The sequence below is a fragment of the Robertkochia flava genome (genome assembly GCF_020166515.1).
Lineage (GTDB): Bacteria > Bacteroidota > Bacteroidia > Flavobacteriales > Flavobacteriaceae > Robertkochia > Robertkochia flava.
Genome location: NZ_JAINZT010000007.1, coordinates 76,313 through 89,384, shown reverse-complemented (window position 1 = coordinate 89,384; position 13,072 = coordinate 76,313). Strand labels below are relative to the sequence as shown.

Below are 13,072 nucleotides of genomic sequence, written 5' to 3'. Positions count from 1 at the left end.
AAATAAAACACTAATATGAGAACGTTCTTTAAATACCTGAAAAAGATCCTCCTTTTTCTCCTCGCCATATTTCTTTGCATCCTTGTCCCCATAGGGATGTACAGGGGCTACGAAAGTATCCGGGCTTCCTTTCTTTCACCACAGGAAAAAAGAATGGAAGATCTCGAACGCCTGGAGTATGTGTTTCAAAATGAATTTGCCGGGTACCAGGTGCTTCCCGGAAAAGAAACCTTTGAGAAAAATCTCACCATCCTTAAAAATAAAATAGCCGGAGGCCAGGACATCCCCGATGAGACCTTCAACCTGGAAATCATTAAACTCGTAGCTGCCTTTAAGGATCCACACACCAATGTTGCAGATAAAAGCAACCTGCTCCCTACCAGGTTTCCTTACACTTTAACCTGGAATGACGGAAACTTCCACATAACTGCCGGTCAGGTCCCCAAAGAATGGCTGGGAGCAAAGGTTTTAAAGTTCAGCAATACTCCGGCTGAGGAAGTATTTCACAAACTACGGGCCTATACAAACGCCCCTAACGAAGCCGGATCGGCATATTTTATGTTGCCGATCGTCAGATCTGCAGAAGCCCTTCTCCGGGAGGGGATCATTTCTGATAGAAATAAGCTGAGCCTTCTCCTGGTAAGAGATGGCGATAGCCTTAGACTCGACCTTAAAGCCTTAAACACCGCTTCCTTAACCGAACTTCCGGGGTATAATTCCATGAAAGATCTGACCCCGGATGCCGAAGTACCTCTCTACCTGAAAAATTCTGAAATGAACTACTGGTACCAGTGGCTGGAAGATGAAAAACTTCTATATGTACGGTACAGCCAATGTATCGACCAGGGCCATATTACTAACTTCTGGAATGAGGTCCTGGAAAAGATTGCTGATCTCCATCCGGAGAAAATGGTAGTGGATGTCCGCAGCAACCCAGGGGGCGATACGAAAAATCACACCTATTTTCTAAGCAGGTTGCAAAAAGATACCCTGGTCAACCAATATGGAAAACTATTCACCCTGATCGACCGGGGCACAGGATCGGCTGCCGTGGACTTTGCTGCCGATATGGAACGCCTCACTGAAAGTGTCTTGGTGGGTGAGAAAACCATGGATGCACCTAACACCACCTCCGACCCCACCTATTTTACATTGCCTCATTCCGAAATAACCACGGTAATCCCCAGCCTGTATTCGTTGCACACCCATATCCATGATAAACGCGATGCAGTTATTCCTCAAATTGCCATTGCGCAAGATCTTTCTGCCACCACCTATTTTACAGATCGGGTGCTCGATTCTGTAAAAAAGATGAAACTCACCAACCCGGAACATAATGTTCATACCGGTTTGCCTGGTCACTTTGCCGGACAATACACCTTTTCTCCCTTAAGGAACCTGGAATTGCAGCAAAAGGATTCTACATGGACCCTGATCATCGACGGATTAATAGAGGCCCCGCTTCTAAGGAAAGATTCCGTCTTCTACACCCGGAAATATAATATCACCCTGACTCCCTTGGATACCCTGGGACAAAAACTGAGATTTCAGCTCCATAATTCCACATTGGAGCTGGAAAGAATTCAGGGGGATGTGCAAAGTCTTGAAAATGCCATCAGCAGCAATAACCTAAGTCAATCAAGAGCAATCCTGGACGAATTAAACGACCAGGAGGCCCTGCCCTACTACCTCAGCAGGCCCTACTTTCAGGCAAAAATCTACCAGGCCTTAGACGAGCATGGATTCCCCGAAGCATATGGGCTCAATACCCTGGTGAAGCTTTATTACCCGGATGATCCGGTACTTTCCATTGTCGATTATGAATTGTATCAATACGATCAAAAACCGTTCAGGCAATTTACAACCCTCTTCCCGGTTATCGGCAAGCTCTTAACCCGGTACTATTCCGTGATCACCACCGAAAAGGTAATGAACGATCAATACAATGCTTTTATTGGAAGATAACTGAATGGCACATCAGGGATATTCAAGAGTAATCCCTCCCGGAACATAGCATAACAATTCGTATTTTAATAGTGTAATCGGAAATTGATTTGAAATGAGCTCAAGAGTGTTTTTTATACTATTCATCATTCTCCTGTATTCGGGTGGAGAAACCATAATTGCCCAGGAAAAGGCTGTTAACCCCCAATACACCTTTAAAAAAGGAGACCCGAACGGGATCGGAAAATGGTATATGGGACGCGAGATCGCAGCGGTGATGAGTTATCGTGGCATGGGGTGGCTTGAGCGCGATAGCAGGCCAACGGAAGAGAATACAGCATTACTCCTCGCCAATATGAACCTTAACCCCGGGGAGGTCATCGCCGATATTGGAGCCGGTTCGGGTTACCACGTCATGAAAATAGCCCCGAAGGTTTCACAGGGACTGGTGTACGCTGTGGACATTCAGGAAGAAATGCTGGATGCCATCAATGACAAATTAAAGGATCAAGGTATTAATAACGTAAAAACCATAGAAGGCTCCCCTCAGTATACGGGACTTCCGGAAAACTCGTTAGATAAGATACTCATGGTGGATGTGTACCACGAATTTGAGTACCCTGCAGAGATGATGGCTTCAATTAAAAATGCCCTGAAAGCCAACGGCAGGATCTACCTTGTAGAATACCGGGGAGAAGACCCGAATGTACCCATAAAAAGAGTGCACAAAATGACCCTGGACCAGGCAGTACGCGAATTGGAAGCTGCCGGATTCAAACTCCTGGAAAATAAGAGCAACCTCCCGTTGCAACACTTTATGGTTTTTGGTGAAAAATAAATGCCCTCGCTGTGTTTAGTCCTGTTTCCATTCCAAAATAAATTGATATTACTATTTTAGTACAGTAGCACCCCATGAAACGACTCTCCTTATTTGAATTTGAAGACTTTCCCTGGCTTCCGAAATCTATACGTTCCGGGGTTACACGCCTCCTATCCGTATTTCACCGGATGATGGGCACCTCATCAGTGCTGGCAGATCTTCTGCTGGACATCCGGCAAACCACCCCTTTCGAACAGATCGTTGATCTCGGCAGTGGGTCAGGTGGGGCAATGCCAGAGACGGTTAATAAGATAAATGCAGCCACCCCCGAAAACCCGGTAACGCTGATCCTTACCGATAAGTATCCCGACCCGGAAACCCTCGCCAAATATAACGATGGCCCCTCGCCGTATATCCGATACCGGGCAACCTCCATGGATGCCAGGGAAATGGACAAAGCCCCGGAAGGACTCAAAACCATGATCGCCAGTTTTCACCATATGGAACCTGCAACGGCCAGGGATATTCTGCATGCTGCGGCAAGAAATAAGCAGCCACTGTTTATTTACGAACTGGCGCAAAACAGTATCCCGACCTTCCTTTGGTGGCTCCTGCTACCCCTTTCCCTCTGTATTCTATTCCTGATGACCTGGTTTATGACACCCTTTATCAGACCCCTGACCTTTAAACAAATTTTGTTCACCTACCTCATCCCTGTGATCCCCCTGGTTTATGCCTGGGACGGACAGGCCTCCCTGGTGCGAACCTATACGTTTAAAGACCTGGAATTGCTTCTCGAAGGGCATGACGCTGAAGGCTATACCTGGGTGATGAAGGAAGCCCGGAAGAAGAACGGGAAAAGTGCGGGTTACTATCTTTTGGGGTATACTGAAGATGAAAAGGCAGGATAACTCCGGTAAAGACAGAACTTACCTGCTGCTCGCCTTTGTGATCTACACCAAAATCAGGATCTGCTTTCTTTAAAATGCTTGTCTCCGTCAATTAAATAAATATCCATTATCTTTAAATAACCTCCCATTTCGATCAGTCCGTGAGCCTTATTTTTAAAAATATGCACCCTTGGCATGAAAAGGCTGATTCCATACCTGTTTTCACTGCTTCCCTGTACGGTTTTTGCCCAGGGCATCGATCTTCCGGATATCCCGAATCCTCCGGGAGATGAGATTCCCTACCTCATTTTACGCAACCAGGGGTTTGTGACCCTCGACCACAATGCAAACCCTGAGATGGCTTCCATAGCGCTATTTCGGGTGAACCTCGACAGTAAACATCACAAATACAGGCTAAAGGTGTTCACAGAAGAATACCACAACGGGGTTCTGGTTGCTTCAGATACCCTGATGAATACGCTTAACACCTATTCCTATTTTCTTGAGGGAAAGCAGCGAAACGGTTTTATTAACGACCTGAAGTTCTTCACCTTAAAAGCAGAAAACCATTGTGCTTTAGAGATCAGAACCCTTGCCATGAATATCCATAAGGACCTGATCCTGGAACCTGAAAAACCTGAAGAGCATTTCTACCTCTTTCCTTTTGGAAATACTCCCTGGATATTAAACCGAAAAACCCCCGTCTTGATCTTCGGTTCTTATCGTACAGAAAACCCGAAAGATCATCCATCAGACCAGGAGCGATTGCTGGAAACCTCTGCTCACTATATACTTGTTCAATACCTCATGACCGAGCCTGAAAATTAAAAAAGGTAACACCTGAAACACATAAAAACAACCTGAACTTTAAATCCACTACAATGAAAACCACTCCGATATTTTTTCTTTTGCTCCTGGCAGCTACCCTGACCAGTACTGCCGTCCCTGCTCAAACTACAGGATTTAAGTCGGACCCTGTGATCCATGCTTCCCCGGAAGATATCCGCGGGATAAAGCAGACCCTGGAAGGTCTTTACCACGCCCTGGCCGAAAGAGATGCACAAGCCTATGGTGCCCTTACCGCCCCCGGATATTATGTGCTGGAACAGGGTGTGTACTGGGACCTGGAGTACACCTTAAACCTGGTTGGTCAAAAAAAGCCTGAAGGGTATTCCAGAAAAGATTCTTTAGATTATAAGATCATAGAGGTCTGTAACGATACGGCCTTTGTGGTTTGGGATCTGTTTGCAGAGGTTATCAGGGATGGGGCACTAACCCGTTACCAATGGCTGGAAAGCGGAACGCTGAAAAAGATCGATGGCCAATGGAAAGTGCACATTCTGCACTCAACCCGTGTGGAAAATAAGTGACCCCCCGATGAATAACTTAAAAAAAGTAATTATGAAAAGTATTTTACATTGGTTACCGGGGTGGTTTGCACTAGTCCTGCTAGCCTGTCAGCAAGCCCCTGCACAACAATCCAACCGACCCAACATGGTCCTTATCGTTGCCGACGACCTGGGCTTTGGCGATATTGGATGCTATGGAGGCGATATTGAAACCCCGAATATTGACGCCCTTGCCAGGAATGGCATACGTTTCAGTAGTTTTCATACCGCGCCTATGTGTGCCCCTACCCGGGCCATGCTGCTTACCGGAAACGACAACCACATTGCCGGCATGGGAATCCAGGATTTTACGTCAGACCATTTTGGCTACGAAGGACAGTTAACCGAACGCGTAGTTACCATCCCTCAGCTCCTCTGGGATGCAGGCTACCATACCTACATGGCGGGGAAGTGGCACCTGGGACTCACCCCGGAAGCCAATCCGCACCAAAAGGGGTTTGAACGCTCCTTTGTGCTCCTCGAAGGGGCCGGCAACCACTACCGAAACCAAAGTGCCCTCGAACCGGGCCTCTCCCCCTATACCGAAGATGGCAACCCCGTGAATTGGCCTGAGGGGAAGTATTCCACCGATGTCTATACCGACAGGCTTATCGAATATATCGACAGCAACAGAAACGACAACCGACCGTTTTTTGTGTTCGCCGCCTATACCTCTCCCCACTGGCCATTACAGGTCGATGAAAAATACTGGAAAAAATACGAAGGCCGTTATGATACAGGCTATGAAAAATTAAGGGCAGACCGGCTTCACTCACTAAAGGCTGCCGGGATCATTCCGGAAGATGCCGTGCTCCCGGAAATTCATCCCGCCTTTGCCAATCGAATCATACCCTGGGATTCTTTATCACCTCAACAGCAAAAGAAGGAAGCCCGAAAAATGGAACTCTATGCGGGCATGGTCGATAACCTCGACCACAATATTGGACGGCTGCTAACTTACCTGAAAGAAACCGGGCAGTTTGAAAATACCCTTTTCGTTTTTATGTCAGATAACGGCGCTGCCCACCGGGATTTTCTCCACCACGAGAACTACACCTTCCTGAAGGATTACTACAACGACGATTACGAGAACATGGGAAAGGCCGATTCCTATATATCCTATGGCCCGGCCTGGGCCGAAGCCGGGTCTTCCCCTTTCAGGTATTTCAAGGATTATGCTACCGAGGGCGGTATCAATACCACCTTGATCCTAAGCGGACCCGGGGTAAGGATAGAGAAGGAAGTCCTCCATGGCTTCCTCACCCTGCAGGACCTGGCCCCCACCTTTTACGACCTGGCCGGGATCACTTACCCGGAAAGGTATAACGGGAACCCAGTCTATCCCCTAAGGGGTACATCCCTCCTGCCATTCCTCTCAGGAAATTCAGAAACCATTCATCGGCAAGACGATGTATTTGCCATGGAACACATCGGACATGCCATGCTCAGAAAGGGAAACTGGAAGATCGTCAATGTGCAGCGACCCCTGGATATAAAGAATTTTGAACTCTACAATTTAGCGGAAGACCTGCAGGAGAAGCACAACCTGAAGGATGCAGCCCCTGATAAATACCGGGAGCTCCTGGCCCACTGGAATACGTTCGCGGAAGAGATCAAATTGCAGAGTCCACCTCCCTTTAAAAAATCAAAATAAATGGAACTGCCCCCAGGGTATGCCCAACCATGCCGGTGCTTAAGACACCCGTTTCAACCCGGATATTATTGATCTCCAGGTATAAAAAGAGGATGGGCTTCAAAAATTTAATTTGCTTAACTTTATAAGGCATATCCAAAACGATCTTATGGCAACCCGACCCTACCAAGGCATAAAGTTTGACACCGACGGAGCAAGCAAGGTACTTGATGCCCTGACGGTGGAGGAAGCCCTGCAGATCAATATTAACAATGAACCCTTTACGGTTTCCATGCGCACCCCCGGGGAAGATCCTTCCCTGGTAAGGGGAATGCTGCATGCTGAGGATATCATCAGGGATGTTTCCTTTTGTCCGGAGATCCACATTAAAAAGGAGAATGAAAAGGGAATCGTTACCATTGTCAATATTAATATTCCTGAAAAAGAACTGGGACAGGGGTATAACAACAGTCGTTCCCTGCTTTCTGTATCCTCCTGCGGAATCTGCGGGAAGACCGAGTTAAGCGATCTCGCCTTTAGCGGAGCGATCCTCGACCCCCGCCAACAACTCGAGGCCGGCCTGATCCCCGGTCTGTTTGACAGCATGCGAAAAAATCAGGAAGATTTTAACAGATCAGGAGGCACCCACGCAGCCACAGCATTTACCCTGGAGGGCGAACTCCTATGCACCATGGAAGATATCGGGAGGCATAATGCCGTAGACAAGGTTGTTGGTCGGCTTATTCTGGAAAGAAGGCTTCGGGAGGCAAGAATAATGACCGTAAGCGGACGCATCTCCTATGAGATCGTTATTAAATGTTTTAAAGCAGGTATTCCCTTTCTTGCCGCGGTATCGGCCCCCTCCTCCCTAGCGGTAGATTATGCCAAGGAGCTCGGTATTACCCTGTTTGCCTTTAGTCGGAACGGAAGAACCACCTGCTATGCCCATCCGGAACGTACCGGATTACCGGCCAGTAATAACACCAAAGCGAGTTAACATGTCTGAAAACCTAAGTGAATTGTTGGGAAGAAAAGGTGTAGAAGAAAACCTTTTTGATAAAATGGGAAAACTTGCCCGGCCCCAGGGAACACCCGATGAAGAAACCCTGGCAAACCTGGCTGAGGAGTTTCTGATCGGGAAAGCCAATACCTTTGGCACTGCCTCCTTCTATGACTTTATGAAACCTGAAAACAAGGGTAAAAAAGTCTACGTCTGTAACGGCACTGCATGCTTATGCGCAGGTACCCAGGAAGATGTGCTGAACTCCCTGAAAACAAAATTCAGCGAAGATGAGATCGGGCATATGACCTGCCTTGGGCGTTGCCATGAAAATGCAGCCTTCCATTACCAAGGGAAAAACTATTCGGGTGATGCTATCAGCCAAATAGGCGCTGTAGTAAATTCTGGCTCAGGCCTCAACAAAGACCGTTACACTGTTAAGGCATCAGCCAGGGCCATCCTTACGGCTCCTATACCGGATACAATGCAATATTACCAGCCCTTTCTGGATGCCCTGAAAAAAGATTCGGCAGCCGTATTGGAAGATATCAAAACTTCCGGGCTTCGCGGTCGCGGAGGGGCGGGATTCCCCATGGGATTAAAACTGGAGTTTTGCCGGAAAGAAGCCAACGAGGTCAAGTTTATTATCTGCAATGCAGATGAAGGCGACCCCGGAGCATATTCCGATCGCTACCTTCTTGAAGAAAGGCCACATTCCGTCTTATTCGGGATGTTAATTGCCGGTTATGTTACCAGGGCTACCCATGGCATTCTATATATCAGGGCAGAATACCCGGAGGCGGTCACCATTGTACAGCAGGCCATAGACGAGCTATTGGAAAAAGGCCTGGCTGGCGAAAATATAAAAGGCTCCGGATTCTCCTTTCACTTTAAGATCATCCAGGCTCAGGGCTCTTATATCTGCGGGGAAGAAACGGCGTTGATAAATTCGATCGAAGGGCAGCGCCCCGAAGTAAGGGTGCGACCACCCTTCCCGGCCCAAAAAGGGCTTTTTAACAAACCTACAACAGTTAACAACGTAGAAACCCTGGCGGCTTTGCACTACATTATTTCCAAGGGAGGAGACGCCTGGAAGGCCATGGGCACAGCGCGCTCCTCCGGAACCAAGCTGGTTTCCCTTGACAGTTTATTCAATTCCCCCGGACTTTACGAGGTAGAAATGGGCACTCCACTTTCGGAAGTGGTATATCAACTGGGTGGCGGGTTTAAACGTCCGGTAAAAGCCATGCAGATCGGTGGCCCCCTGGGAGGCATTGTTCCGGTAGCCAAAATTGATGAATTAACCCTGGATTTCGAGTCGTTTTCCAAAGGTGGTTTTTTGTTGGGGCACGCTTCAGTGATCTGCATCCCGGAAGACTTCCCCATGATCCGGTACATTGAACATCTATTCGATTTCGCCGCTTATGAAAGCTGTGGTAAATGTTTCCCCTGCCGCCTGGGCACCAAAAGAGGACATGAACTGGCGCAGAAAGCCTTTAATGACGATTATAAGATCGACAGGAAACTTTTCACCGACCTGCTCACCACCCTGGAAGAAGGCTCCTTGTGTGCACATGGGGGAGGTATCCCCCTGCCGGTCAGGAATGCCCTGGAGTATTTTGAGCAGGAATTAAAACCCTATTTTAAATGATCCCGCTGAATGAAAGCAGACCAGCAAAAGGATCAACAAAATTTTGGCACCATGAAAACAGCGTTTATAGACAACCGGGAATTTGAGATTATCGAGGGAGAGACCATGCTGGACTTTATCCGACGTCATAAGGGAACACAATTGGTTCCCACCCTTTGCGATGCACCCAATCTGGAACCCTTTGGCTCCTGCCGGGTTTGCAGCGTGGAAGTCGCCAATGCAAAAGGTGGCCCAACCAAAACCCTGGCTTCCTGCCACAGCCCTGTGGCTGAGGGACAATATATCTTTACCAGCACCCCCTCCGTAAAAGAACTGCGAAAGAATATTATAGAATTGGTGCTCACCGACCACCCCCTGGACTGCCTGACCTGTGAGGTGAACGGGAATTGCGAATTACAGGATGTTGCCGCACGGGTAGGGATCCGGGAAGTGCGGTACCCGGAAGGGGCCAACCATCTGGATAAGAAGAAAGACCTGAGTCACCCCTATATGACCTCCGATTTCTCCAAATGCATTAACTGCTACAGATGCGTGAGGGCCTGCGATGAAGTGCAGGGAGAATTCGTGCTGAGCATGGCCGGCAGGGGATTTGATGCCCATATCGTAAAAAGCCTGGACCAAAGTTTCCTGGATTCCGATTGTGTGAGTTGCGGGGCCTGTTCCCAGGCGTGTCCCACTTCGGCCATATCCGATATCTTTCAGTCTAAAGCCATCCACGCTACAGAAAAAACAAGAACCATTTGTACCTATTGCGGGGTGGGCTGTAATCTGGAGGTCGCTTCCACCAACGGGGAGATCCTGAGCATTCGCGCTCCCTATGATGCCGAGGTGAACCAGGGCCATACCTGCCTGAAAGGCCGGTACGCCTTTAAGTTCTACGACCATCCCGACCGGTTGGATGCTCCAATGATCAAACGAAACGGACAATTCGAAAAGGTATCCTGGGATGAGGTATACGATTATATAACGGATAAATTCACCCATTATAAAAATACCTACGGGCCGGATTCCCTGGCCGGGATCTCCTCCTCCAGATGTACCAATGAGGAGAACTACCTGATGCAAAAATTCTTCCGGGCCGTGATCCAGACCAATAATATTGACGGATGTGCCCGGGTATGCCACTCCCCTACGGCACTGGGGATGCAGCGCACCTTCGGTACCGGGGCAGCCACCAATTCCATAGACGATCTTAAGGACACCAATTGTATCCTGGTGATCGGGGCCAACCCCACCGATGCGCATCCGGTAACCGGGGCCAAACTCAAGCAGTTTGCCATGAAATCAGGAAACGTTTCCATCGTTCTGGATCCCAGGCGCACCGAACTGGCGCGCTATGCCACGTACCACCTGCCATTGCGGCCCGGTACCAATGTGGCCGTACTGAATATGATGATGCACTATATCGTGAAGGAAGGCCTCGTAGACGAAAGCTTTGTGGCTAACCGCACCGAGGGATATGAAGATTTCAGGACGGCGCTAATGGACCTGGATATCGATAAGATGGAAGCGGTTTCTGGGGTAGACCGTAACCTGGTTCGGGAAGCGGCCATAGCCTATGCCTCGGCACCCAATGCTATGTCGTTCCACGGGCTGGGCGTTACCGAACATTCCCAGGGCACCTTTACCGTCATGCAGATCGCCGACCTGGCCATGATGACCGGAAACATCGGCCGCAGAGGGGTTGGGGTGAATCCGCTTCGCGGACAGAACAATGTGCAGGGCTCTGCCGATATGGGGGTACAACCCCACCAGGGCGCAGGATATCTTGACGTGACCAATGAGGAGGTTAATAAGAAATATAACGAATTCTACGGGGTCGAAGTCCCCAAACATATCGGGTTTAAAATCCCGGAAATGTTCGATGCCGCCCTGGAAGGAAAACTTAAGGCCCTCTGGATCATCGGGGAAGATGTGGTACAAACCGACCCCAATACCCAGAAGGTGATCAAAGCCCTGCAGGCAACCGACCTGGTGATCGTACAGGAGCTCTTTATGACAGAGACAGCAAAACAGGCCGATGTGATCCTGCCCGGGGCTTCCTTCCTGGAAAAGAGCGGTACCTTTACCAATGGCGAACGCCGGGTGCAGGCCGTACGCCAGGTGGTGCCTCCCTATCCCGGTTCAAAACCTGACGGACAGATCATCGTCGAGCTCATGAACCGCATGGGCTATCCGCAACCGGAATACACCCCCGGGGGCATGCTCGAAGAGATCGCTCAGATCGTACCCTTCTTTGCAGGTATCCGCTGGGACCGACTGGGCAAAAACGGACTGCAATGGCCGGTGGCGCCGGATGGTACCGATACTAAGATCCTGCACAGCAAGGAATTCAAACGCGGTAAGGGGTACTTCGAGTTTAACGGATGGAGAGAGACTGAAGAACTGACGAGCCATGCCAAAGAATACCCTTATATCCTGACCACCAACCGCGAACTGGAGCATTACAACTGCGGGGCCATGACCCGAAGAACCGCCAACGAGGAGTTGCTGCAGAGCGATTACCTGATGATACACCCGGACGATGCCATGAAACACTTCATCAGTGAAGGCGATTATGTATGCCTGGAGTCTCCCAGAGGCAAGGTGGATGTAAAGGCACGGATCACCGATGAGGTCAAGCCGGGGATCGTAAGTACCACCTTCCACTTCCCGGAGATCATGATCAACAACATCACCGGCGACGTCCACGATTCAGAGGCCATGTGCCCGGAATATAAGGTGGTAGCGGTACGGATCAGTAAAAGTAAAGGCAAGTATAAACGAGAAGCCATACAGCGATAAGTTTAGGAGGATCATGGCATAATCATTGATTTAAAGTAATCAAATCATTCCATCCATGAAACACCTTTTGCTCATCTGCCTCCTGTTAATTCTATCGCAACACGAGGTCCGGGCCTGTCAATGCGATGTTCCGAAAAAAGCACTGGAATTTATCATGGCCCCGGACGTGTTCCTTGCCAAAGCCGTAAGCAAAAATTATACTGAAGACAAACAACAGTATACGATCAGGTTTGAAGTTATCAGGCACTTTAAAAAAGAACCCCATAAAAAATATTACGAGTTCACCCTGGCCTCTGAAGGAGAATATACCGGAGCTTTCGACAGCTGTGACTGGAATGTTGAGGTAGGTGAAGTTTGGGTGATCTATACCTATTTCCGTGAAGAAGCGCTTAGGTTTGGCTACAACTGTTCCAATTCAAGACCGATCGGGGACATCACGGGGCACCTTGAGGAAGATCGCTTAACAGCCGGTTTTGAAAATTTTGACCTTTCCGATTTTATATTGAGTGCCCCTTTGGACGGGCGTTTTGAGCCTTCACAACCTGAAATGGATATCGATTCCCTTTTGAGCACCTACTACCAAAAAAATTATGGGGAAAGCTATGCGGAAAATATAGCCTATGTGGTGGCCGATATCGACACGACCGGTACTGTACTGGGAATCACTTACTGGGATCCCCAGGATAAAAGCCCACAGCTTAACCTGGATCTGTTATACGGCCTTAACAGATATCATCCCATTGAGGAAAAAGAACCCCGTACGGAATTCGGCAGGGATGTGATCCGGGAATTAAAAAAAATCGAAACCTGGGACCCGGTCTGTATAGAAGGTACCAGTATCCCGGTAAGGTACCGGAATTTTATGCAGTTCCATAAAAAAAAGGACAGCATTATTGCGCATTACAGGATCCGCTAAAAGTCCGGGGAATTAAATTAAGTATCTGTTTCATAACTTTAGATAC

General features: G+C 48.6%; 10 protein-coding genes. All 10 read left to right on the top strand.

Annotated elements, in window-relative coordinates; all coding sequences use genetic code 11:
- Positions 1-15 precede the first annotated feature (15 nt).
- The 10 genes from K7R11_RS11560 to K7R11_RS11515 all read left to right on the top strand — a co-directional run bounded on the left by K7R11_RS11560 (position 16) and on the right by K7R11_RS11515 (position 13,026).
- On the top strand, positions 16-1,965 hold the full coding sequence (locus K7R11_RS11560) for a S41 family peptidase (protein WP_224490898.1): 1,950 nt from the start codon (positions 16-18) through the stop codon (positions 1,963-1,965).
- Positions 1,966-2,059: 94 nt separating this feature from the next.
- Positions 2,060-2,782, top strand: coding sequence for a class I SAM-dependent methyltransferase (locus tag K7R11_RS11555; protein WP_224490897.1), 723 nt, complete (start codon positions 2,060-2,062; stop codon positions 2,780-2,782).
- 74 nt (positions 2,783-2,856) lie between these two features.
- Positions 2,857-3,675 (top strand): hypothetical protein, encoded by an 819-nt coding sequence (locus K7R11_RS11550; protein ID WP_224490896.1) that lies wholly within the window; start codon positions 2,857-2,859, stop codon positions 3,673-3,675.
- A gap of 174 nt (positions 3,676-3,849) precedes the next feature.
- Positions 3,850-4,482, top strand: coding sequence for a hypothetical protein (locus K7R11_RS11545; RefSeq protein ID WP_224490895.1), 633 nt, complete (start codon positions 3,850-3,852; stop codon positions 4,480-4,482).
- 53 nt (positions 4,483-4,535) lie between these two features.
- Entirely contained in the window at positions 4,536-5,024 is a 489-nt protein-coding gene (locus K7R11_RS11540) for a nuclear transport factor 2 family protein (RefSeq protein ID WP_224490894.1), read from the top strand.
- 31 nt (positions 5,025-5,055) lie between these two features.
- Entirely contained in the window at positions 5,056-6,696 is a 1,641-nt protein-coding gene (locus tag K7R11_RS11535) for an arylsulfatase (protein ID WP_224490893.1), read from the top strand.
- A gap of 148 nt (positions 6,697-6,844) precedes the next feature.
- Positions 6,845-7,672, top strand: coding sequence for a formate dehydrogenase accessory sulfurtransferase FdhD (gene fdhD / locus K7R11_RS11530; RefSeq protein ID WP_224490892.1), 828 nt, complete (start codon positions 6,845-6,847; stop codon positions 7,670-7,672).
- Between the two features lies 1 nt (position 7,673).
- A complete protein-coding gene (locus K7R11_RS11525) occupies positions 7,674-9,326 on the top strand; it encodes an NADH-ubiquinone oxidoreductase-F iron-sulfur binding region domain-containing protein (RefSeq protein WP_224490891.1) in 1,653 nt (550 codons plus the stop codon).
- Positions 9,327-9,377: 51 nt separating this feature from the next.
- Positions 9,378-12,110 (top strand): formate dehydrogenase subunit alpha, encoded by a 2,733-nt coding sequence (gene fdhF, locus K7R11_RS11520; RefSeq protein WP_224490890.1) that lies wholly within the window; start codon positions 9,378-9,380, stop codon positions 12,108-12,110.
- 55 nt (positions 12,111-12,165) lie between these two features.
- Positions 12,166-13,026 carry a hypothetical protein gene (locus tag K7R11_RS11515; protein ID WP_224490889.1) on the top strand — a complete coding sequence of 287 codons (861 nt, stop codon included), beginning with the start codon at positions 12,166-12,168 and terminating at the stop codon, positions 13,024-13,026.
- Positions 13,027-13,072 lie beyond the last annotated feature (46 nt).

Excerpts from the sequence above, each read along its gene's own strand:
- K7R11_RS11560 (WP_224490898.1), top strand. The coding sequence starts at position 16 with ATGAGAACGTTCTTTAAATACCTGAAAAAGATCCTCCTTTTTCTCCTC.
- K7R11_RS11555 (WP_224490897.1), top strand. The coding sequence starts at position 2,060 with ATGAGCTCAAGAGTGTTTTTTATACTATTCATCATTCTCCTGTATTCG.
- K7R11_RS11550 (WP_224490896.1), top strand. The coding sequence starts at position 2,857 with ATGAAACGACTCTCCTTATTTGAATTTGAAGACTTTCCCTGGCTTCCG.
- K7R11_RS11545 (WP_224490895.1), top strand. The coding sequence starts at position 3,850 with ATGAAAAGGCTGATTCCATACCTGTTTTCACTGCTTCCCTGTACGGTT.
- K7R11_RS11540 (WP_224490894.1), top strand. The coding sequence starts at position 4,536 with ATGAAAACCACTCCGATATTTTTTCTTTTGCTCCTGGCAGCTACCCTG.
- K7R11_RS11535 (WP_224490893.1), top strand. The coding sequence starts at position 5,056 with ATGAAAAGTATTTTACATTGGTTACCGGGGTGGTTTGCACTAGTCCTG.
- fdhD (WP_224490892.1), top strand. The coding sequence starts at position 6,845 with ATGGCAACCCGACCCTACCAAGGCATAAAGTTTGACACCGACGGAGCA.
- K7R11_RS11525 (WP_224490891.1), top strand. The coding sequence starts at position 7,674 with ATGTCTGAAAACCTAAGTGAATTGTTGGGAAGAAAAGGTGTAGAAGAA.
- fdhF (WP_224490890.1), top strand. The coding sequence starts at position 9,378 with ATGAAAACAGCGTTTATAGACAACCGGGAATTTGAGATTATCGAGGGA.
- K7R11_RS11515 (WP_224490889.1), top strand. The coding sequence starts at position 12,166 with ATGAAACACCTTTTGCTCATCTGCCTCCTGTTAATTCTATCGCAACAC.